Origin of the sequence: Lentzea sp. NPDC005914, from assembly GCF_040629405.1 — a bacterium.
Lineage (GTDB): Bacteria > Actinomycetota > Actinomycetes > Mycobacteriales > Pseudonocardiaceae > Lentzea.
Genome location: NZ_JBEXVQ010000007.1, coordinates 42,023 through 63,416, shown reverse-complemented (window position 1 = coordinate 63,416; position 21,394 = coordinate 42,023). Strand labels below are relative to the sequence as shown.

General features: G+C 68.6%; 19 protein-coding genes. 11 read left to right on the top strand and 8 right to left on the bottom strand.

The window, feature by feature from the left end; all coding sequences use genetic code 11:
* Positions 1-85: 85 nt before the first annotated feature.
* The 4 genes from ABZ345_RS11805 to ABZ345_RS11790 form a co-directional block, all read right to left on the bottom strand.
* Positions 86-3,454 carry a S8 family serine peptidase gene (locus ABZ345_RS11805; protein WP_359845929.1) on the bottom strand — a complete coding sequence of 1,123 codons (3,369 nt, stop codon included), beginning with the start codon at positions 3,452-3,454 and terminating at the stop codon, positions 86-88.
* Between the two features lie 85 nt (positions 3,455-3,539).
* Complete coding sequence (locus tag ABZ345_RS11800; protein ID WP_359845926.1) at positions 3,540-3,938, bottom strand: VOC family protein; 399 nt, start codon at positions 3,936-3,938, stop codon at positions 3,540-3,542.
* A gap of 4 nt (positions 3,939-3,942) precedes the next feature.
* Positions 3,943-4,734, bottom strand: coding sequence for an AraC family transcriptional regulator (locus ABZ345_RS11795; protein ID WP_359845923.1), 792 nt, complete (start codon positions 4,732-4,734; stop codon positions 3,943-3,945).
* Positions 4,735-4,744: 10 nt separating this feature from the next.
* Complete coding sequence (locus tag ABZ345_RS11790; RefSeq protein WP_359845920.1) at positions 4,745-5,716, bottom strand: ROK family transcriptional regulator; 972 nt, start codon at positions 5,714-5,716, stop codon at positions 4,745-4,747.
* 37 nt (positions 5,717-5,753) lie between these two features.
* Here ABZ345_RS11790 and ABZ345_RS11785 point away from each other — a divergent pair, with 37 nt between their 5' ends.
* From ABZ345_RS11785 to ABZ345_RS11745, 9 genes are all read left to right on the top strand, one after another.
* On the top strand, positions 5,754-6,761 hold the full coding sequence (locus ABZ345_RS11785) for a Gfo/Idh/MocA family oxidoreductase (protein WP_359845918.1): 1,008 nt from the start codon (positions 5,754-5,756) through the stop codon (positions 6,759-6,761).
* Entirely contained in the window at positions 6,758-7,225 is a 468-nt protein-coding gene (locus ABZ345_RS11780; protein ID WP_359845915.1) for a heme-degrading domain-containing protein, read from the top strand. The genes ABZ345_RS11785 and ABZ345_RS11780 overlap by 4 nt, the downstream gene beginning before the upstream one ends.
* 402 nt (positions 7,226-7,627) lie before the next feature.
* Positions 7,628-9,034 (top strand): family 2B encapsulin nanocompartment shell protein, encoded by a 1,407-nt coding sequence (locus ABZ345_RS11775; RefSeq protein WP_359845912.1) that lies wholly within the window; start codon positions 7,628-7,630, stop codon positions 9,032-9,034.
* 1 nt (position 9,035) lies between these two features.
* Complete coding sequence (locus ABZ345_RS11770; protein WP_359845909.1) at positions 9,036-10,136, top strand: hypothetical protein; 1,101 nt, start codon at positions 9,036-9,038, stop codon at positions 10,134-10,136.
* Entirely contained in the window at positions 10,129-11,133 is a 1,005-nt protein-coding gene (locus ABZ345_RS11765; protein ID WP_359845906.1) for a hypothetical protein, read from the top strand. Before ABZ345_RS11770 ends, ABZ345_RS11765 begins: the two co-directional genes overlap by 8 nt.
* Positions 11,134-11,187: 54 nt before the next feature.
* Complete coding sequence (locus tag ABZ345_RS11760) at positions 11,188-12,546, top strand: family 2B encapsulin nanocompartment shell protein (RefSeq protein WP_359845904.1); 1,359 nt, start codon at positions 11,188-11,190, stop codon at positions 12,544-12,546.
* 14 nt (positions 12,547-12,560) lie between these two features.
* Positions 12,561-13,595, top strand: coding sequence for a family 2 encapsulin nanocompartment cargo protein polyprenyl transferase (locus ABZ345_RS11755; protein WP_359845901.1), 1,035 nt, complete (start codon positions 12,561-12,563; stop codon positions 13,593-13,595).
* A gap of 23 nt (positions 13,596-13,618) precedes the next feature.
* Positions 13,619-14,560 carry a 4-hydroxy-3-methylbut-2-enyl diphosphate reductase gene (locus ABZ345_RS11750; RefSeq protein ID WP_359845898.1) on the top strand — a complete coding sequence of 314 codons (942 nt, stop codon included), beginning with the start codon at positions 13,619-13,621 and terminating at the stop codon, positions 14,558-14,560.
* The gene (locus ABZ345_RS11745; protein WP_359846631.1) at positions 14,553-16,256 is read left to right on the top strand and encodes a 1-deoxy-D-xylulose-5-phosphate synthase; all 1,704 of its coding nucleotides are present in this window, start codon (positions 14,553-14,555) and stop codon (positions 16,254-16,256) included. Before ABZ345_RS11750 ends, ABZ345_RS11745 begins: the two co-directional genes overlap by 8 nt.
* Here ABZ345_RS11745 and ABZ345_RS11740 read toward each other — a convergent pair.
* Both ABZ345_RS11740 and ABZ345_RS11735 read right to left on the bottom strand, forming a co-directional pair.
* Entirely contained in the window at positions 16,219-17,316 is a 1,098-nt protein-coding gene (locus ABZ345_RS11740; RefSeq protein ID WP_359845895.1) for an acyltransferase, read from the bottom strand. The genes ABZ345_RS11745 and ABZ345_RS11740 overlap by 38 nt on opposite strands.
* 107 nt (positions 17,317-17,423) lie before the next feature.
* Positions 17,424-18,545 (bottom strand): citrate synthase, encoded by a 1,122-nt coding sequence (locus tag ABZ345_RS11735; RefSeq protein WP_359845892.1) that lies wholly within the window; start codon positions 18,543-18,545, stop codon positions 17,424-17,426.
* A 42-nt stretch (positions 18,546-18,587) separates the two neighbouring features.
* Between ABZ345_RS11735 and ABZ345_RS11730 the strand changes: the two genes are divergently transcribed.
* Positions 18,588-19,712, top strand: a complete 1,125-nt coding sequence (locus ABZ345_RS11730; RefSeq protein WP_359845890.1) for a citrate/2-methylcitrate synthase — start codon at positions 18,588-18,590, stop codon at positions 19,710-19,712.
* On the opposite strand, the gene ABZ345_RS11725 is transcribed toward ABZ345_RS11730, so the two are convergent.
* Positions 19,705-19,854 (bottom strand): hypothetical protein, encoded by a 150-nt coding sequence (locus ABZ345_RS11725; protein ID WP_359845887.1) that lies wholly within the window; start codon positions 19,852-19,854, stop codon positions 19,705-19,707. The two genes, ABZ345_RS11730 and ABZ345_RS11725, sit on opposite strands and share 8 nt — an antisense overlap.
* A gap of 70 nt (positions 19,855-19,924) precedes the next feature.
* Between ABZ345_RS11725 and ABZ345_RS11720 the strand changes: the two genes are divergently transcribed.
* Positions 19,925-20,869 (top strand): helix-turn-helix domain-containing protein, encoded by a 945-nt coding sequence (locus tag ABZ345_RS11720; protein ID WP_359845884.1) that lies wholly within the window; start codon positions 19,925-19,927, stop codon positions 20,867-20,869.
* On the opposite strand, the gene ABZ345_RS11715 is transcribed toward ABZ345_RS11720, so the two are convergent.
* A complete protein-coding gene (locus ABZ345_RS11715) occupies positions 20,774-21,307 on the bottom strand; it encodes a MarR family transcriptional regulator (protein ID WP_359845881.1) in 534 nt (177 codons plus the stop codon). The two genes, ABZ345_RS11720 and ABZ345_RS11715, sit on opposite strands and share 96 nt — an antisense overlap.
* Positions 21,308-21,394 lie beyond the last annotated feature (87 nt).

Here is a 21,394-nt window from a genome sequence, read left to right as displayed (position 1 = left end):
GGCTGCGAGACGCCGCGTCCTTCTTCGTCTCGCGCACAACTGGGCAGGTGCCGCAGGGGGTTACAACGACCGAACGGCCGCGCGGTTACGCCCGAAGGCGGTAGGCGCGCAAGACCGTTTGGTCGACCGTGTTGCCGTCGGTGTCCTCAGCCACCACACGTAGCGACACGTAACCCCCAGGAGCCCCACCAGGGGGCACGATCGACTTCGCCGGCACCCAGTTCGCCCCGTCGTCGAACGATGCGTAGGCGTGCAGCCCACGTACGGTGCTCGATTGGCGCGACGCGGTGAACTTCACCGGCATCGGTGCACCGGCCTTCCAGCTGTTGCGCAGGTCCACCGGCACCGAGTAGTCGACCTCCAGCAACGGCAACCGGCCCTCGGCCGCGGCGGAGAACTCCCACGTGGTGCGCACCGAGGTCGACAACGCCGACGTGTCCCGGGACGCGTTCAGCATCAGCTGGTACTTCCCGGAACGCTCCGGTGCGGTGAAGTCGCCGGCGCGCATGTCCGAGTAGCCCACCACTACGTTGTCGTGACGCAGTTCGAGCTGGCCGTAGCCGCTCAACCGCCAGTTCTCCGCCCACGTGGATCCGCCGAACGGTGAGATCCGCGCGCTGATGACGTCACCGGTGCGCTCCACACCGCCACCCTGCGACCAGGTCACGAGCGACGGCCGGCCGAACCGCGGCGAACTGACCGCGCGCAGGTCCGAGCGGTCGTACTTCTTGCCTGGCGCGTAGGTCACCGGCTTGAGGTCCGCCCACGACGTGGCGGTCGAGCTGTCGAAGCCCTCCTGGTGCCAGCTGACGCCGTTGCCCGCCGTGTAGTACTCGGTGCGCTGCACGGGAATCGTGAGCTGTTCGTCCAGCGCGCCGGTGTTCAGGTTGGGCTTGCCGTCGACCACCGAGTAGTTGCGCTGGGTGACCCAGCCGCCCTCTCCGGACGAGTGGTAGCGCGCCTTCACCTCGGCCAGGTCGGAGTGGCGGATCTGCTTCGTCCCGACCGGCAAAGCACCCTTGTCCTGCAGGTACAAGGTGTAGGACACCGGCGATCCGTTGATGGCGCGCAACGTCAGCCGCGAAGGCGTCACGTGGTGCTCGGCCACGGTGATCACCGGGATGGCCGTCCGCTCGTCGCGCCCGAACGGCACCGGGCCCGCCCACAGCACACCGGCCGCGCCCGCCGCCTGCATCGCGCGGGCGACCTCGTACACGTCTTCACCTGGGGTACGGACGAGCGCCAGCTTGCCGCGCACGTCGCCACCGCGCTCGGCCACGTCGAACGGGTGGTCGCCCGCGGGCAGGCGAGGGCTGCTTTCGAAGTACCGCACCGGGAACCCGCCCACGACCGAGACCAGCGGCTGGCCGCCCTTGAGGTTCGAGTTGTAGGTCAGCTCCGGCAGCGACGGGCCGAACGACAGACCGTACAACGGCACCCGGCCGTCGATGATGCTCGCGACACCGCTGATGCCGCCCTGTTTCCACGGCACGCGCAGGTCGGCCGCGCGGTACCACACCTCCGAGCGGGAGTCCGGGAGCTGGACGCTGATCTGCTTGCCCTGCCTGGCGTCCAGCGTGATCGTGGTGTCCGCGGTCAGCGACACCCGGCCGGCCACCTCGGTCGCCGACACCGGCGTGAACCAGTCGTAGTGCGGCGTTTTCTCATCGATCCGGCCCAGCACCGCGTAGTCGCCGACAGGCACCCGCGACGAGCCGGCGCCGTAGGAGATGTCCAGCAGCGAGGCTTCCTGCGTGGCCATGTTGACCAGCACCACGAACTCGTCGGGGACCGGCTTGCCGTCGCGGCCGATCATCGACAACGACAGCGTGCGGTACTCCTCCTGCACGTACGCGCCGACAGCGGTGGTCAGCGAGACGTCACCGCCGGAAGCCTTGACGTGCCCGAAGAACTTGCCGTTGCCCTTGCGCGGGTCCAGCACCACGTCGACCGCCGCCGTGCCACCGGCGGGCACCGTCACCGAGGCGGGAACGGAGAAGTCCGCGCCGAGGTCGTGCTGCAACACAAGGGAAACAGGCTGTGCCGAGGAGTTCGAGTAGATGATCGTCTTCGTGAACGTCCTGGTGTGCGGCCATTCCAACAACCCGAACGACAGGCTGCCGACGTCCGCGCGCACCTGTTGCGTCACCGCGCGACCCACGTCCAACAGGCCGGCGCCGATGTTCGCGGGACTGTCGGCAAGGGGCTTCACCGTCGCCATCAGGTTGGCCTTGAGCTCAGTGGCGGTCCATGACGGGTTGCGCTGGGCCAGGACCGCCGCGGCACCGGCGACGTGCGGGGCCGCCATCGACGTGCCCGTAAGCCGCGCGTGCAGGTCGTCGACGTAGTACTCCCACAGCGTGCCCTCGGCGCGCGCGGCCACGATGTCCGTGCCCGGCGCCGCGATGTCGGGCTTGACCGCGAAGTCCTTGAACCGCGGCCCGCGCGTCGACCACTCGTTCACCGTGCCGGACTTGGTCAGGTTCGCGACCGCCAGCGCCGCGTCGGCCGCCGCCGGTCCACCGATCTTGCGACGGTCACCCAGGTTGCCCGCCGCTGCCACGAACAGCGCGCCGGTCTCGGCCGTGAGCTCGTTCGCCTTGGCCGACAACGGGTCCGTGCCGTCGGACGACATCTCGCTGCCGAGGCTCATGTTGACGACCTTGGCCCTGACCTCGCGCGCCGCCCACTCCATGCCGGCCAGGATCGCGCTTTCCAGGCACCAGGTGCCCTCGCAGACCCGGCCGACCGCGAGCTTCGCGCCCTTCGCCACACCGGAGTACTTCTGGCCGCGGCCCGCGATCGTCGAGGCGACGTGCGTGCCGTGGCCGATGTTGTCCTGGATGCCGGCCGGGGTGAAGTCCTTCGCCACCGACACGACACCCGCGAGCTCGGGATGGTTCTGGTCGTATCCCGTGTCGAGCACCGCGACGGTGACGCCGGTGCCGTCGAACCCTGCCTGCCACGCGGCGGGCGCGCCCACCATCGGCACGCTCTGGTCCAGGGAGATGTTCGCCTTGCCGTTCAGCCACAGCTTCCCGGCGGCACGGGCGTTCGCGCGGGTCTTCCAGCGCTGCCCTGCCTCGTTCTTCGGCACCGCCGCGGCAGCGCGGAAGCCGTTGTCCAGCACCGGAATCCGGTCGATCTTGTCGTCGGTGTAGCCGAACGAGTGCAGCGCGGTCACGTCGAAGAAGCGCTTGTCGACGCGGTCCTGCGTCACCGCCTCGACTGCGTCCGCCGGCACCACGTACTGGTGACCGTCCTGCACGTACTCGGCGAACCGCATGCCGGGCCGTCCCTGGACTCCGGCCAGCTCCCCGCGTTCGTTCACGACGACCTCGTCGCCGCTGATCAGCGTGATGGTCTGCGTTCTGAGCGGCTCGGCGGTGGTTCTCGGCTCCGCGTGTGCCGCCGTCGCCGGGCCGACCAGCCCGGCGACGATCACGGTGGTCACAAAACAGCGCGCTAAGCGCACCTGTCCTCCCCTAGGTGTGAACCTCTCCACACCTGGAGACTCCAGATCTCGCCGCCAGGTTGCTTCAGGCTCCGCGATAGGTGCCGAAGCTCCAGCGGTTGCCCTCGGGATCGGCCACGGTGAAGCCGCGCGAGCCGTAGTCCTCATCCTTCAAGCCGCGGATCTCCGTCGCGCCGTGCGCCATGCACTGCGTGTAGATCTCGTCCGGCCGATCGGTCACCACGTACACGGAAGCGGCTCCGACGTGCGTCGCCGTGACCTCGCCGACCGAGCGCTCGGCGGATCCCAGCATCACGCCACCGCCCTCGGGCCAGACCATCTCGCAGTGCACGACCTCGCCGTCGGCCTCACCGGGCACGACGAGATGCTCCTTGAAGCCGAACCCTTCCACGAGAAACCGGATCGCGGCCGGTGCGTCCTGGTAGGACAAAGTGGGCCAACAGGTAGGTGCGGGTGTAGTCATGCCACTACCTTGCGGCCGGCACGTCCTCGCTGCCTTGTACGAATGGAAGCTCGGCCGCGATCCACTCGGTCGGGGTCGCCCCGCACAGCGCCCGCCAGTCCCGGTTGAAGTGCGCCTGGTCGGTGTAGCCGCAGGCCACGGCCACCTCGGTCAGCGTGGGCCGGACCTCGCCGCGCAGCATCCGGTTCGCCCGCTCGAACCGCATCACGCGCCCCATGACCTTGGGCGTCAGCCCGTACTCGGCGGCGAACCGCGCGCTCAGGTGCTGCCGGCTCCACCCGACCTCGGCCGCGATCTCCCCGACCGACAGACCTTCCGAAACCCGTTGCCACGCCCACGCGACCTCGACCTGCTGCTTCACCGGTCGCAGCAACCGGCCCAGCACGAGGTCCAGCGCAGCGAACCGGTCGGCCCACGTCGGCGCTGTCTGCACTCGTTCCCGCAGTTCAGCGGCCGGAGCATCGAGGACGTCCAGCCCCACCGACGTCCCGGAGAGCGTGGCGGCGGGCATGCCGAAGAACGCCCGCGCGCCCAACGGCGTCAAAGAGCACTGGATCCCGTGCTGGAAACCGTTGTGCGTGATGAGCACGGCCTCGTCGTGCAGGCCGCCGCACAGCGTCGCGAACCGGCCTTCCGCGAGGTCGACGGTGCCGTCCATCGTCACGACGAGGGTGAGCGACCGCGACGGCAGGCCGCGGTGAATGCCGGGCTCGGTGTGCATCCGATACCCGGAGTACCGCGTGACGAACGGCCGCAGCCTGGGGTGCGGCAGGCCGATGACGTGCTCGACGTCCACGCCCCTCAGGCTAGAACAACTCGCCCAGGACCAGCAGCCCCGCGCCGACGGGAACCAGGTCGGCGCCGTACGCCGTGACGCTCACGTCCACGTCCGGCATCGCCGCGAGGTACGCGTCCTGGGCCTCCAGCACCTTCCGTCCACTCAGGACGATCTGGTCCAGATCCAGGAGCTGCACCAGGTTCGCCACCGCCGCGCCGAGCACCTTCGGTGCGGCCGCCCCGGCAACCGCGTGCACCACCTCCACGCATCCGCGCCGCCCGCACACGCAGAGCGGTCCGTCGAGCTGGATCGTGGTGTGCCCGAACTCGCCGGCGCCCGACCGTGCGCCGCGGTGCACCTCGCCGCCCAGCAACAACCCCGCACCCAGGCCCGTGCCCGCGTACACCACTGCCGCGTCCCGCATCGGCCGGTGCCACGCCTCGGCGAGCACCGCCGCGTTCGTGTCCTTGTCGACGACCACGGGCAGACCGAGCCGTTCCTCGGCCAACGCGCGCAGCGGCACGCCCTTCCAGCCCGGCAGGCCGTTCGGGTCGACCACGCCGCTCGCGAAGTCCAGCGGCCCGGCGATTCCGATGCCCAGCCCGAGCACCCGCTCCCCCAGCTCGACCAGCGGGACCAGCGCCTCCAGCACGTCGTCCGGCGTGAACAGCGCGGGCAGCGGTACGACCGAGGACGACACCACCTCGCCGGTAAGGTCGAGCAGCACCACCCGCAGCTCGTCGCGGTCGACGTACGCCCCGTACGCCTGCGCCCCATCGGCGCGCAACTGGAGCGCCATCCGGGGCTTGCCACGGCCTCCGGCACGGACCGCGCCGGTCTCCTCCAGCAGGCCCTGCTCGATGAGCCGCGCCACGATCTTCGAGACCGCCTGCGGGGTCAGCTCCACGGCGGCAGAGATGTCCGCCCTGCTCAGAGCTCCTTTGCGCACCAGACCGAGCACGGTCCGGTTGTTGTGCGAACGCAGCGAGGTGAGGTCCACGTAGCAATTATGCAACAGCGTTGCTTTAATGAGAAGCATGACACGAGTCGGACTCCTGGGCTACGGCATCGCGGGACGGGTCTTCCACGCCCCGCTCATCTCCTCGACGGAGGGCATGGACCTCGTCGCCATCGTCACGGCGAACCCGAAGCGGCAGGCGCAGGCCGGTGCCGCGTACCCGGACGCCAAGATCGTGACCGCGGACGAGCTGTTCGAGATGGACCTCGACCTGATCGTCGTCGCCACCCCGAACCGCACCCACGTCGAGTACGCGAAGCGCGCCATCGACAAGGGTGTCGCGGTCGTCGTCGACAAGCCGTTCGCGCCCACCAGCACCGAGGCGAAGGATCTCGTGGCCTCAGCCAAGGCGAAGGGCGTGCCGCTCACGGTCTTCCAGAACCGCCGCTGGGACAGCGACTTCCTCACCGTGCGCAAGATCATCGGCCAACTGGGCGAAGTTCGGCGGTTCGAGTCTCGATACGAGCGCTGGGTGCCGGAGATCTGGGACAACTGGCGCGAGTTCGGCGACAAAGCCGAAGCCGGCGGCCTCCTCTACGACCTCGGCGCGCACCTCGTCGACCAGGCGCTGCAGCTCTTCGGGCCGGTCAAGAGCGTCTACGCCGAACTGGACCTGCGCAGGCCGGGCGCGCAGGTCGACGACGACGTGTTCGTGGCGCTGACGCACGAGAACGGCGCCCGCTCGCACCTGTGGGCCAACGCGCACGCCGCCCACCACGGGCCGCGGTTCCGCGTGCTCGGCAGCGAGGGCGCGTTCGTGATCAGCGGCATGGACGAGCAGGAGGACGCGCTCGACGCCGGCCGCCGCCCGACCGACCCGGACTGGGGTCGCGAAGACCGCACCGGCGAGCTCGGAGTCCTCGGCGAGACCGCGGAAATCCCCGTGGAACCCGGTGCGTACCAGAACTTCTACGCCGAACTGCGGGCCGGGCGGATCCCGGTCGACCCCGCGAGCAGCGTCTACGCGCTCGAGGTCATCGAGGCCGCGTTCACGTCCGCGCGCGAGAACCGGGTGGTGGAACTGTGAACTCGGAAGAGCTTCTCGCCCAGGAGCGGCGCCTGCAGTTCACGCGGTTCGGCAACGACGTCGCGATCGAACTCGGCCTGCACCTGCTCGACGCGGCCCGCGAACAGGGCCTGCCGATCGCGATCTCGGTGCAGCGCAACGGACATCGGCTCTTCCACGCCGCACTGCCCGGCACCGCGCCGGACAACGACCGGTGGCTGGAGCGCAAGGCCCGCGTGGTCGAGCTGTTCGGCCACAGTTCGTTCTACGTTGGCACGACGTTCCGCGAGAAGGGCACGACGTTCGAGGCGCAGTCGCACCTGGACCCGGCGCTGTACGCGGCGCACGGCGGCGTCTTCCCGGTCATCCTGCGCGGCACCGGCCCGGTCGGCACGGTCGGTGTGTCCGGTCTGCCCCAGGCCGAGGACCACGAGTTCGTCGTCACTCAGGTGGAATCATTCCTGAACTCCCGCGACGCACAATAGCACGAATAGTCCTTGGTACAAAATCCGGACATCGGTTCCGGGTAGCACCGAGAGGCGCAATGTTGTATTGATACACACCGCTTCGAGTGGATTCCGACCCACTCGGAGTGGTGTCGTATAGCAGTAGAGCATCACTCACCAATGCGCTCAAAAGGGTGATCCTACTGGGCCAAACGAGTGCCCTATTCCACTCATCTACGAATAGAAATGCGTCACCCACCTGCCGATACACAAGTCCTTGCGTAGTGCACCAGTTGTACGCTCCGTAGCGGCAACAGGCGTAATGCACCCACCCGAATGTCGCCTTTTTGGCCCCTTCACAGCGCTCAATCGCGAGAACTAACGTCCGTTCCGGCTTATCGGATTGGTCCATTAGCGCATTGAGATAGGTGGGTGCAGGTTGTGACTGTGACGGATTCTGACCTCAATGAGGGCCGTCAGCAGCTGAGTTTGGGCACGGCCGCCGCTCGTAATCTGGCCACGACCACCAAGTCCGTCCCGCAGATGCAGGGAATCACTTCCCGCTGGCTGCTCAAGGTGCTGCCCTGGGTCCAGGCCGCGGGTGGTGCTTACCGCGTCAACCGCCGTCTCACCTACACGCTGGGCGACGGCCGCGTCTCGTTCACCAACACGGGCGCCGAGATCCGCGTCGTCCCGATGGAGCTCACCGAACTGTCACTGCTGAAGGGCTTCGACGACGACGCGGTGCTCGCCGCGCTCGCCGGCCGCTTCCAGCAGCAGGAGTTCGGCATCGGCGACCTCATCGTCGAGAAGGGCCGTCCGAAGGACACCGTCGTGCTGATCGCGCACGGCAAGGTCGACAAGATCGGCACCGGTGAGTACGGCGGCGACACCGTGCTCGGCAACCTGGCCGACGGCGAGTACTTCGGCGAGACCGTCCTGGCCGGGCCGCAGGGCGAGTGGGAGTACAGCGCCAAGGCCGTCACCCCGGTCACCGTGCTCACGCTGTCCTGGAACGACTTCCAGGCCCTCAACGGCGAGGCCGGCGGCCTGCGCGCCCACATCCAGCAGGCCTACAACAGCCGCAACAGGCCCCAGAACGACTTCGGCGAGGCCGAGATCGACATGGCGGCGGGCCACGACGGCGAGCCGGTGCTGCCCGGAACGTTCGTCGACTACGAGCTCTCGCCGCGCGAGTACGAGCTGAGCGTCGCCCAGACCGTGCTGCAGGTCCACACGCGTGTCGCGGACCTCTACAACCAGCCGATGGACCAGGTCGAGCAGCAGTTGCGGCTCACGATCGAAGCCCTGCGCGAGCGCCAGGAGCACGAGATCGTCAACAACCGGTCGTTCGGCCTGCTGCACAACGCGGACCTCAAGCAGCGCATCCACACCCGCTCCGGCCCGCCCACCCCGGACGACTTCGACGAGCTGCTCTCGGTGGTGTGGAAGGACCCCGGCTACTTCCTGGCCCACCCGCGCACGATCGCGGCGTTCGGCCGTGAGCTCAACAAGCGCGGCATCTACCCGCAGCACATCGACTTCAACGGCCAGCAGGTGCCGGCGTGGCGCGGCATCCCCGTGCTGCCGTGCAACAAGATCCCGGTCTCGGACACCCGCACGTCGTCGGTGATGCTCATCCGCACGGGCGAGCAGAACCAGGGCGTCATCGGCCTGCACCAGACCGGCATCCCCGACGAGTACCAGCCGGGCCTTTCGGTGCGGTTCATGGGGATCAACGACCAGGCGATCATCAACTACCTGGTCAGCGCCTACTACTCGGCCGCCATCATGGTGCCGGACGCGATCGGTGTCCTGGAGCACGTCGAGCTCGGCCGCGAGGGCTGAGTTGACAGCCTTCACCATGCCGGAGTTCTACGTGCCCCACCCGGCGCGGATGAACCCGCACCTCGAGCGCGCCCGCGTCCACTCGACACAGTGGGCGCGGGACATGGGCATGCTCGGCACCGGGGTGTGGACCGAGGAGATCCTCGCGGGCGACGACTACGGGTTCATGTGCGCGTGGACCCACCCCGACGCCCCCGCGGAGATCCTCGACCTCATCACGGACTGGTACGTCTGGGTCTTCTACTTCGACGACGAGTTCTTCGACCTGTTCAAGAGTGAAATACAGCTCAAGAAGGCCACGGACGTCGCTCGGGCGAAGGCGTACCTCGACCGGTTGCCCGCGTTGATGCCGATCAACGGCACGGACCCGTCGCCGGAGCCCGTCAACCCGACCGAACGCGGACTCGTCGACCTCTGGCAGCGCACGATCCCGCTGATGTCGCAGGACTGGCGGCGCCGCTTCACCACGAGCACCCACAACCTCCTGCTCGAGTGCATGTGGGAGATCAAGAACATGGCGTCCGGCACCGTCGCCAACCCGATCGAGTACATCGAGATGCGCCGCAAGGTCGGCGGCGCACCGTGGTCGGCGAACCTGGTCGAGGTCTCCGAGGCGGCCGAGGTGCCCGCGTCGATCGCGCGCACCCGGCCGTTGCGGGTGCTCTCCGACACGTTCTCCGACGCGATCCACCTGCGCAACGACATCTTCTCGTACGAGCGCGAGGTGCAGCGCGAGGGCGAGAACTCCAACGGGGTGCTGGTGTTCGAGAAGTTCTTCGGTCACGACACGCAGACCGCGGTCGAGGCCGTGAACACCCTGCTGACCTCGCGGCTGCACCAGTTCGAGAACACCGTGTTCACCGAGCTGCCGACGTTGTTCGCCGAGCACGGCGTCGACCCGCTGGAGCAGGCGCGGGTGCTCAAGTACGTGAAGGGTCTGCAGGACTGGCAGTCCGGTGGCCACGAGTGGCACCTGCACGCCGGTCGCTACACGAAGGTCGAAGGTGGCGGCGCGGGCAACTCCGCGTTCTTCCGCACGATCCTGCGCGGGCCGACGGGTCTGGGCACGTCCGGCGCGTGGCTGGGGGTGTCTCGTGGTTGAGTTCGACATGCCGTTCGCGGCAAGGCTTTCCCCGCACGCCGACCGGGTTCGCCAGCACACCAAGGCGTGGGTGCGCGACATGGGCATGCTGGGCGGCGCGCCGTGGACCGAGGCGTTCTACGACGCGGCGGACTACGGCGGCTTCGGTCCGCTCACGCACCCGACGGCGTCGCTGGAAGACCTGAAGCACATCAACGACTGGCACACGTGGGGTTTCTACCTGCACGACGTGTTCCGCGAGGGTTTTCTGCGGCCGCGCAACGTGCCGGGCGGCAAGGCGTTCATCGCGCGGCTCGAGGAGATCCTCGCATCGGGGTCGGTGCTGCCGATGAACCCCGCGGAGAAGGGTCTCGCCGACCTGGTCTCAAGGTCCTCTTTGGACGACGATGACCGTGCCGGCGTCACGGACATCCTGGACGGGCTGGCGTGGGAGCTGCACAACACCGCCCAGGGCCGTGTGCCCGACCCGATCGACCTCGTCGAGATGCGGCGCAAGACCAACGCCGGCGACCTGTCCGCGGCGCTCGCGCAGAAGTCCGTGAGCGCCGAACTGCCCGCGGAGTTGTTGCGCAACTCGACGATGCGCGCGCTGGTCGACTCGTTCGGCGACGTTCCCGGGCTGCGTCAGGAGATTCTCGGGTTCGACGCCTTCTACGGCTCCGGTGCCAGCACGACGAGCGCGGTGCTCGCGGTGCAGCAGTTCTTCGAGTGCGAGCTGCAACAGGCCGTCTCGGTGGTCGCGGACCTGGTCGCCGCCCGGTTGCGGCAGATCGAGTCGATCATCGCCGAGCTGCCGTCGCTGGTTCAGGAGTACCACCTCGACGAGGAGGCGCGTGCCGGGCTGCACCGGTACGTCGAAGCACTCAAGTCGTGGCTCGCCGGCGAACTGCTCTGGTCGCAGAGATCCGGCCGATTCAGCTTCTCCCCCACCCCCACCCGGAAGTCGTTCCACTCCCCCACGGGACTCGGCACCGCCGCAGTTCTCGTTCGTCAGTAGATTGGACTCGCAGTGACTGTTACCGATCCGGGCCTTGGGGTCGAGGACAAGCAGATGAGCCTGTCGCGGGCCGCTGCGCGCAACCTCGCGACGACCACCAAGTCCGCACCGCAGATGCAGGGGATCTCTCCCCGCTGGCTGCTGCGAATGCTTCCGTGGGTCGAGGCCAAGGGTGGCGCGTTCCGGGTCAACCGGCGGCTCACGTTCGCGATCGGCGACGGCCGCGTCACGTTCACCAGCGTCGGGTCCGAGGTGCGGATCGTGCCGCAGGAGCTGGCGGAGTTCGTGCTGCTGCGCGGGTTCGAGGACGAGGAGGCACTGACCGTCGTCGCGAACCGCTTCGAGCAGCGCGAGTACCAGCCCGGCGAGGCGATCACGGAACGCGGCGGGCCGGTCGACGAGATCATCGTCATCGCGCACGGCAAGGTCACCAAGACCGGCCTCGGCGAGTACGGCGACGACGTGGCGCTGGGCACGATCGCGGACGGCGAGTACCTCGGCGACGAGGCCGTCCTGTCCGGCACCGAGAAGAACTGGAGCTTCACCGCGCGAGCGTTGACGCCGACGACCGCCGTCGTGCTGACGCGGGCCCGGTTCAACCAGCTCAACGGTCAGATCGAGCCGTTGCGCGAACACATCGCGCAGCAGCTGGCGAACCCGACGACCGCATCGAACAAGCACGGCGAGGCGGAGATCGACATCTCGTCGGGCCACGACGGCGAGCCGACGCTGCCCAGCACGTTCGTGGACTACGAGCTGCGGCCGCGTGAGTACGAGCTGTCGGTGGCGCAGACGATCCTGCGCGTCCACACGCGTGTGGCGGACCTCTACAGCCAGCCGATGGACCAGGTCGAGCACCAGCTGCGGCTGACGATCGAGGCGCTGCGCGAACGGCAGGAGTTCGAGCTCGTCAACAACAAGGAGTTCGGCCTGCTCGCCAACGCCGACCTCAAGCAGCGGGTCAGCACCCGGTCCGGCCCGGTGACGCCGGACGACATGGACGAGCTGATCTCGCGGCGCCGCAACACCAAGCTGATCCTGGCCCACCCCAAGGCGATCGCGGCGTTCGGCCGGCAGCTGTCGGCGCGCGGCCTGTACGCGCCGACGGTCGAGGTCGAGGGCAAGCCGCTGCAGTCGTGGCGGGGCATCCCGATCGCGCCGTGCGACAAGATCCCGGTGAACAAGAACGGCACCACGTCGATCCTCGCGATGCGCCTGGGCGAGGAGAAGCAGGGTGTCGTCGGCCTGCGCCAGACCGGCATCCCGGACGAGTACGAGCCCGGTCTCAACGTGCGGTTCATGGGCATCGACGAGCACGCGATGCTCAAGTACCTGGTGTCGACGTACTACTCGGCCGCGGTGCTGGTGCCGGACGCGCTGGGCGTGCTGGAGAACGTGGAGATCGGTCTCTAGCCATGACAGCGGAAATGACCGAACTTCTCGCGGCGGGCAGACCCTCCGGCGAGGTGCTCGCGTGGAGCCGGGGCCTCGTGCTCCCGGCTCTGCGCAAGGCCGTCGAACAGCTGCCGCCGTCGATGCGCACGATCGCGGAGTACCACCACGGGTGGCGCGACGAGTACGGCAACCCGGTGCTGGAGAACGGCGGCAAGTCCATCCGCCCGGCGTTGGTGCTGCTGGCGGCCGAGGCCGTCGGCGGCCGCGCGGCGTCGGCCGTTCCGGCGGCGGTCGCGGTGGAGCTGATCCACAACTTCTCGCTGCTGCACGACGACGTGATGGACCACGACACGACCCGTCGCCACCGGGCCACGGCCTGGACCGTGTTCGGTGTGAACGCGGCCATCCTGGCGGGCGACGCGTTGCAGGCGCTGGCGGTGGACGTGCTCGCGGCGTCCGGACATCCGCGCGCTCTCGAAGCGATCCGGACGCTGGGTGACGCTGTTGTGGCGTTGCTCGAAGGGCAGGCGTTCGACCTCGACTTCGAGACGCGTTCGGATGTCGCCGTGTCCGAAGTGGAGCAGATGGCCCGCGGCAAGACGGGCGCTTTGCTCGGTGCCTCAACGGCTCTGGGCGCGCTGTACGGCGACGGCACCGACGAGCAGGTCGAGGCCATGCGCGGCTACGGCGGCGAGCTCGGACTGGCGTTCCAGCACGTGGACGACCTGCTCGGCATCTGGGGCGACCCGGAGGTGACGGGCAAGGCCGTGCACTCGGACCTGGCCAACCGCAAGAAGTCGCTACCGGTGGTGTACGCGCTGAACTCCGATGCCGTCTACGCCGCCGAGCTGGCGTCTCTCTACACAGGCTCGCAGGAGATGAACGCGGAAACGCTTGCGCGGGCGGCATCCCTGGTTGATCTGGCCGGCGGTCGCGCGTGGAGCCAGACACAGGCCGACGAGCTGCACACGCAGGCCCTGGTCCATCTCGGCGAGGCCTCCCCGACCGCGCGTGCGGCAGTCGAACTGGGCACGCTCGCTCAGCTGGTCACCCACCGGGACCACTGAACACTCCTTCCGGAAGGCACTCGATGACGCAACACCCGCCGCGTTCGGTGCTGCTCGCCTCACCCCGGTCGTTCTGCGCCGGGGTGGAGCGCGCCATCGAGATTGTGGAACGGCTGCTCGACCAGCGCGGCGGCCCCATCTACGTGCGCAAGCAGATCGTGCACAACGTCCACGTCGTCCGGTCGCTGGAGGCTCGTGGCGCCGTGTTCGTGGAGGAGCTGTCCGAGGTGCCGCACGGCGCCACGGCGGTCTTCTCCGCGCACGGCGTCTCCCCCGCTGTTCGTGCCGAGGCCGTCTCGCGGTCGCTGGACGTGCTGGACGCGACCTGTCCTCTGGTGACGAAGGTGCACTCCGAGGCCCGGCGCTTCGCCGAGCGCGGCGACACCATCGTGCTGATCGGTCACGCCGGGCACGAGGAGGTCGAAGGGACGCTGGGAGAAGCGCCCGACCGGATGGTGCTGGTGGAGACGGTCGAGGACGTGCTCGCCCTGGAGATCAGCGGGCCCGTCTCCTATCTGACGCAGACGACACTGGCCGTGGACGAGACGGCCGAGGTGATCGAGGCCCTCCAGCGGAAGTTCCCGCAGCTGCGCGGGCCGGGGTCGGACGACATCTGTTACGCCACCACGAACCGGCAGATCGCGATCCGGGACGTCGCCGCGCAGTCCGATCTGGTGCTGGTGGTGGGCTCGAAGAACTCGTCCAACTCAGTGCGGATGGTCGAGCTGGCGGCGCGCGGTGGCACTCCGGCCTACCTGATCGACGACGCCTCGGAGATCGACCCCGCCTGGCTGACCGGGGTCGCCTCGGTGGGTCTGTCGGCCGGCGCGTCCGCTCCGCCAGAACTGGTCGACGAGGTGGTCTCGGCCTTGCGGGCCTTGGGATCCGTGACGGTGTCCACGCACACGACCGCCACCGAGACGATCGCATTCACGCTGCCGCCGGCGGTGCGCAGTGCTGGCTGACATCGCCTCACCCGCCGACGTGCGGGCGCTTCCGTCCGCCTCGCTTTCCCCGCTGGCCGCGGAGATCCGGTCGTTCCTGATCTCCAAGGTGCACCGGACCGGCGGGCATCTGGGGCCGAACCTGGGTGCCGTCGAGCTGACCATCGCGGTGCACCGGGTGTTCGCCTCGCCCGTCGACGTGGTGCTGTTCGACACCGGGCACCAGTCCTACGTGCACAAGATGCTGACCGGGCGTGTCTCCGACTTCGACTCCCTGCGGCAGGCCGGTGGCCTGTCGGGCTATCCGTCCGCGGCCGAGTCCGCGCACGACGTGATCGAGAACTCGCACGCGTCCACCGCACTGTCCTATGCGGACGGTCTGGCGAAGGCTTTCGAGCTGGCCGGTACCGATCGCAGGGTCGTCGCCATCGTCGGTGACGGCGCTCTGACCGGTGGTATGTGCTGGGAGGCCCTCAACAACATCGGCGGCGCTTCTCGTCCGGTTGTAGTGCTGCTGAACGACAACGGCCGCTCCTACGACCCGACCGCCGGTGGGTTCGCGGCCTCGCTGGTGGCCGGCACGGCTCGTGGGCTGTTCGAGGCTTTGGGACTCGCCTACATCGGTGAGGTCGACGGCCACGACGTGCACGCCGTCGAGAACGCCCTGTGGGAAGCCAAAGCGCTCGGGCGGCCTGTCGTCGTGCACTGCAAGACCGTGAAGGGCAAGGGGTATTCGGCCGCCGAGACCGACGAGACCGACCACATGCACGCGGTCGGTGCCACCGGTTCGTCCGGCGACCGGACCTGGACCGACGTGTTCTCGGACGAAATCGTCGCGATCGGTTCCTCGCGTCCCGACGTCGTCTGCCTGACGGCGGCGATGCTGGAACCCGTGGGGCTGCGGCCGTTCTCGCTGAAGTTCCCCTCGCGGGTCTTCGACGTCGGGATCGCCGAGCAGCACGCCGTGACGTCCGCCGCCGGTATGGCGATGGGCGGGTTGCACCCGGTGGTCGCCATCTACGCGACCTTCCTGTCGCGGGCGTTCGACCAGCTGCTGATGGACGTCGCGCTGCACCGGTTGCCGGTGACGTTCGTCCTGGACCGCGCCGGCGTCACGGGTGCCGACGGTGCCTCGCACCACGGCATGTGGGACGCGTCCGTGCTGCCCGTCGTACCTGGTCTGCGGCTGGCTGCTCCGCGCGATCCCGCTTCCCTGGCCGAGTTGTTGCGCGAGGCCGTTTCCGTGTCCGACGGGCCCACGGTCGTGCGCTACCCGAAGGCCTCTGTCGGCCCGGACATCCCCGCTCTGCGCCGGGTGAGCCATTTCGACGTGTTGCGCGAGGTCCCGGACGCCGAGGTGCTGCTGATCGCGGCCGGTCCCTTGGCGGGTCCCTGTTTGGCCGCGGCGGAGGAGCTCGCTGGACATGACGTGCGCGTCACCGTGGTCGACCCTCGCTGGACAGCTCCGCTCGACCCGCACCTCGTCAAGTACAGCGGCCGCCATCGACTGGTTCTCGCCGTCGAGGACACGACGTCGACGGGTGCACTGGGCGCGCGCCTCGGTCAGGCGCTGACCGGCACACCGACCTGCGTGGCGACCTTCGCGTTGCCGCCGCGCTTCCTGCCGCACGACTCGCGCGCCCGCATCCTGCGCGCTCACGGCCTGGACGCGGCCGGGATCACGACGAGCGTGTTGAAGCGCCTCGGCGTGAAGTGACGTACCAGCCGATCGCGAACGACACCGCGATAGCTCCCGCGCCCACCACCGGTGCTTTGACCTCGGCCGGCATTGCGAGCGGGCGCAGGGCCGTCGCGAGGCTCAGCAGAATCGGTCCCTGCACGACGAAAGCGACGTAGGCGGACCGCGCCAGGCCTTCGGTGAAGGGTCCCTGGCCGGTCAGCCTGCGCTGGGCCAGCCCGATGAGCCACAGACTGCCCGCCACCACCAGGATTCCCTCGACCAGCGCCAGTACCAGCGCCTGCCACCTCCAGCCGCCGAGGAACGGGTCGGCGTTGTGCGCGAGGTCCAGCACGCCGAGCAACGCCGCGCCGAGGGGAAGGACCACGATCGTGGCGACGACGACGTTGCGGCTCGCCCGGTAGATGTCGTCCGGCACCCGTTCCGCCAGCTTCCTGCCGCCGATCGCGCCCAGCAGGAACATCCCGAGGCACTGGGGCCACCACCACAGGTGCAGGTCGCCGACCTGTCCGCTTCTGGCCGGGAAGACCAGCCGCGTCAGGAACGTCGTGCCCGCGACGATCATCGTCATGCTCAGCACGGTCCGCGTGGTGATGGTGCGTTCTTGGACGGGCGGCGCGAAGGCCAGTGCGACGCTGAAGATCAGCAGCACGCCCACGAACCACAGCGATCCGCTGTCCAGCAACGGATTGCGGTGCGTGAACGCGTGCCACCAGCTCACGTTCTCCCCGGCCCCGTTGTAGGCGATCCACACGAACGTGGGCCAGACGACGAGAGCGGTGACGACCCAGGGCGTGCCGAGCCGGACGAGCCGTTCGGCGATGAACCGCTGCCGCCCTTTGCGCTCGATCGAGCCGGGCGTGAAGATCCCGGCCATGAAGTAGAACGTGCCCATGAAGAACAACCCGGACGGCCCGATCACCGCCGCCAGTGCCGTCTCGACACCGGAGTGGAACGTGACCTCGTTGACCTCGTCGTACGGCCAGCCCCCGATCGCGGCGTAGCCCAGCAGCGCGTGGCCGCCGATGACCCACGCCACGAGGATCACCTTCAGGTTGTCCACAGCGGACAATCTCACTCGTCCATGGTCCGCTTCTCGTCCCGCCAACGCCAGCGCCGCCGGTGGACGAGCCCCGTTCACCCCAGGTGTCCCGGCGGGCTGAGTTCCGTGGCCGAGACCTCGAGTTACGGGCGGTCTCCCGTGTAGACGCCGAGCGCGCGGAACCGCAGCCCCGGCTCCAGGTACTCCTCCATCGAGTGCGCGATCCACCCGACGATCCGGGCGATCGCGAAGATCGCCTCCCCCGCGTCCGGCGCCATCTCGAACATCAGCCCGAGCTGTGCCAGCGCCAGGTCGACGTTCGGGAACGTCTGCGACTGGGTTCCGATCACCTTGTCCGCCACCAGCTCGCCATGACCCCGCAACAGCGCCAGCAGGTGGTCGGCCCGCGGGTCGCGCGCCTGGTAGACCCGGTGCCCGAAGCCGGGGATCCGCTGGCCGGTCCGCAGGTGCTCGGCGACCGCGCCCATCGGGTCCGACGCGGCCTGAGCGAGGAACCGGTGCGCGAGAGTCGTGGCGGTGCCGTGCTTCTGTCCCTCCATCGCGCCCAGCCCGGCCGACACCACGGCATACGGATGCGCACGGGCAGAAGCCGCCACACGAGCGGCCATGGTCGACACGGCGAGGTCGTGGTCGGCCAGCAGGATCATGGCCGCGTTCAGGACGTCCGTCTGAGGCGGCAGCGGGGACAGCCGCGCCCACAGGCGGTCGGCGATGTCGGTGCCCTGCGGCTTGCCCACCAGCGGCAGGGACTCGACGACGTCGGCGATGAGGGCCTTGGCCGTGGACACGGACCGGTCCAGGTCGAAGCGCAGCGGGTCGCCGGCTCCGGCCAGGGCGACGGCCACGCGGACGCGGTCGGTGAGGGTGGCGCTGTCCGGGAGGGCCATCCAGATCTCCTGGCCCTCGGGGAACTGCAGGCCGACGGAGTCGATCGACGTCCACAGCCAGTGCGCCACGTCCTCGAAGCGCTTGGTGCTCGAGAGCTCGGGAACGGAGCGGCCGCGGTAGTAGAGGCGGTCGTTCTCCAGCAACGAGATCCTGGTGCGGATGCGATCGGTCACAGCCGCCACTGCTCCGCGTGCACCAGTGCGCTGCGCCAGAGCTTCTACCTCGGCGACACCGAACATGCTCTGGCGGTTCAGCTTCGTGCTGGTCAGGAGGCCGCGGCTGACGTACGCGTACACCGTCGCCGGTTTCACGCCCAGACGGCGAGCAGCTTGATTCGTCGTCAACATTGATTCCATCAACGTTGACTGTACAAGACATGTTGACAGACCCTGTTGTCCATGTTGATTGATGCACCCAAAGGGCTTAAAGACGTCGTCGTCACCACGACCCTGATCGGGGACGTGAACGGTGCCGCGGGCTACTACCACTACCGCGAGCACGACGCGATCGAGCTGGCCAGGACGCGGTCGTTCGAGGACGTGTGGTTCCTCTTCGCCGAGGGCCGGCTGCCGAACCCCGACGAGTCCGCGCTCTTCGGGACGCAGACCGCGCAACTACGTGAGCTGCCGGAATCCATCAGCGAGGTGCTGCCGGCGATCGCGCGCTCGGGGTGCACGGCGCTGGCGGGGCTGCGGACGGCGCTGTCGATGCTGCCGAGCCAGCCGATGTGGGACGCGCCGATGAGCGCCAGGAAGGCGGACGCGCTCAGGGTCAGCGCGATGACGCCGACGATCCTGGCGGCACTGCACAGGCTCAAGCTTGGACTTGATCCGGTCAACCCCAGGGTTGATTTGTCAACGTCGGCGAACTGGTTGTACATGTTGACCGGACTGGAGCCGTCACCATGGGCGAGCCGCGCGGTCGAGCAGTACTTGATCGCCACGATCGACCACGGGTTCAACGCGTCGACGTTCACCGCGCGCGTGGTCGCATCAGCCGGTGCGGACGTCGTGTCGGCGGTGACGGCCGCCATCGGCACGTTCTCCGGACCTCTGCACGGTGGCGCGCCGGACCGGGCGTTGGAGGCACTGGACCTCATCGGGTCGCCGGACAACATCGACGCGTGGGTCCGCGAACGCATCGAGCAGGGCGACCGGATCATGGGCTTCGGCCACGCCGTCTACAAGACGGAGGACCCGCGGGCGCGCATGCTCAAGGAGATCGCGCTCGAGAGCCCCACCTCGCTGACCGAGTTCGCGGTCACCGTCGAACGCCGGGTCACCGAGCTGCTGGCAGAGCTGAAGCCGGGCCGGCAGCTGTACGCGAACGTCGAGTTCTACGCCGGCGTGGTGATGGAGCAGTGCGGGATCCCGCGCGAGATGTTCACGCCGACCTTCGCGTGCAGCCGGGTGATCGGGTGGTGTGCCAACGCGCTCGAACAGTCCGAGGACACGAAGATCATCCGCCCGGTCGCCCGGTACACGGGACCGGAACCTCACATCGTTCCGACGCAGATCAGGTGATGGACCGGAGTTCGTTGCGCACGCGGATGCGGTCGCGGTCGGTGACGTCGGACGAGCCCGCCAGACCGGCGGTGCGGTCGCGGTGCTTGTCGAGCCAGACGGAGAGGACTGCTACTACGAGGACGATCGCTGCAAGAGTCATGTCTAAAGTTTGCGGCCAACAATATCCCGCCAACAGTGGCAGATCTGACGATGCGCGTTAAAATCCTGCCATGCTGCGATCGGTGGCGGTTCCGCTCATCGACGGCGTCGCGCCGTTCGAGTTCGGCCTGCTCTGCGAAGTGTTCGGCATCGACCGGACCGAGGAGGGCGTCCCTCTGATCGACTTCCGCGTGTGCGGCGAGCTCCCCAACCAGCCGGTGCCGACGAGCATTCAGGGCGTCAGCATCACGCCGGAGCACGGGTTCGACGCGCTGCTGGACGCCGACCTGGTCGCCCTCCCGGCGGCGCGGATCCGGGACGTCTACCCGGAGAAGCTGCTCAAGACCGTCACGGAGACCGAGGCGACGCTGCTCAGCGTGTGCAACGGGGCGTTCATCCTCGGCGCGGCCGGCCTGCTCGACGACCGCCGCTGCACCACGCACTGGCGCGAGACGAGGGAGTTCACGGACAGGTTCCCGAAGGCCCACCTGGACCCGGACGTGCTGTTCGTGGACGACGGCAACATCATCACCAGCGCCGGCACGGCCGCGGGCATCGACGCCTGCCTGCACCTGGTCCGCCGGGAGCTGGGCACCAAGGTCGCCAACATCATCGCCCGCAGGATGGTCGTGGCACCGCAGCGCGACGGCGGTCAGCGGCAGTTCGTGGAGCTCCCGATCCCCGAGTGCAGCTCCGACAGCCTCGAACCGGTGCTGGAACAGGTGCTCGACACGATCGCGGACAACCACACGGTGGCGTCCATGGCGAAGCTGGCCGTCATGTCCGAGCGGACGTTCGCGCGCAGGTTCGCCGCGGAGACCGGCACCACCCCGAACAAGTGGCTGTCACTGCAACGAGTGCTGCACGCGCGCAGGCTGCTCGAGGAGACCGACCTGGACGTCGACGCCGTCGCCGCCAGGTCAGGCTTCGGGACAGCCGCCCTCCTCCGACACCACTTCCATCGGGTCGTCGGAATCGCACCGAGCGACTACCGCCGCACATTCGCCTGTCGTTAGGCGCGTGAAGACCTTCTCCGAGATCTCACGCAACGCGTCGACCTCGTCGTCGGAGAGCAGGTCGAACACCAGCGCGCGCACCGTCTCGGCGTGCGCGGGCGCGGCCTCCTCTATCGCGGACCGGCCGAGGTCGGTCAGCACGACGAACGACCCGCGCCCGTCGCTGCGGCAGTTCTCCCTGCGGACCAGACCGCGCTTCTCCATCCGGGCCACGTGATGTGAGATGCGGCTCTTCTCCCAGTGCAGGGATCGTGCGAGCTCCAGCACGCGTACGCGTTCATCGGGCGTGTCGGTGAGCTGCACCAGCACGGCGAAGTCGGCCATCGAAATCTCCGAGTCGACCGACATCTGCCTGCTCAGGTGCGCGTTCAGTTCTCCCTGCATGCGGACGTAGGCACGCCACGCTCGCTGCTGCTCGGGCTCCAGCCATCGTGTCACCTGCTCAGCATACGGGAATAGTTGACACATCATCCACGTTCCGGCAGGGTAGATGACACCTCAACCAAATCGCGCTACCGAAGGACT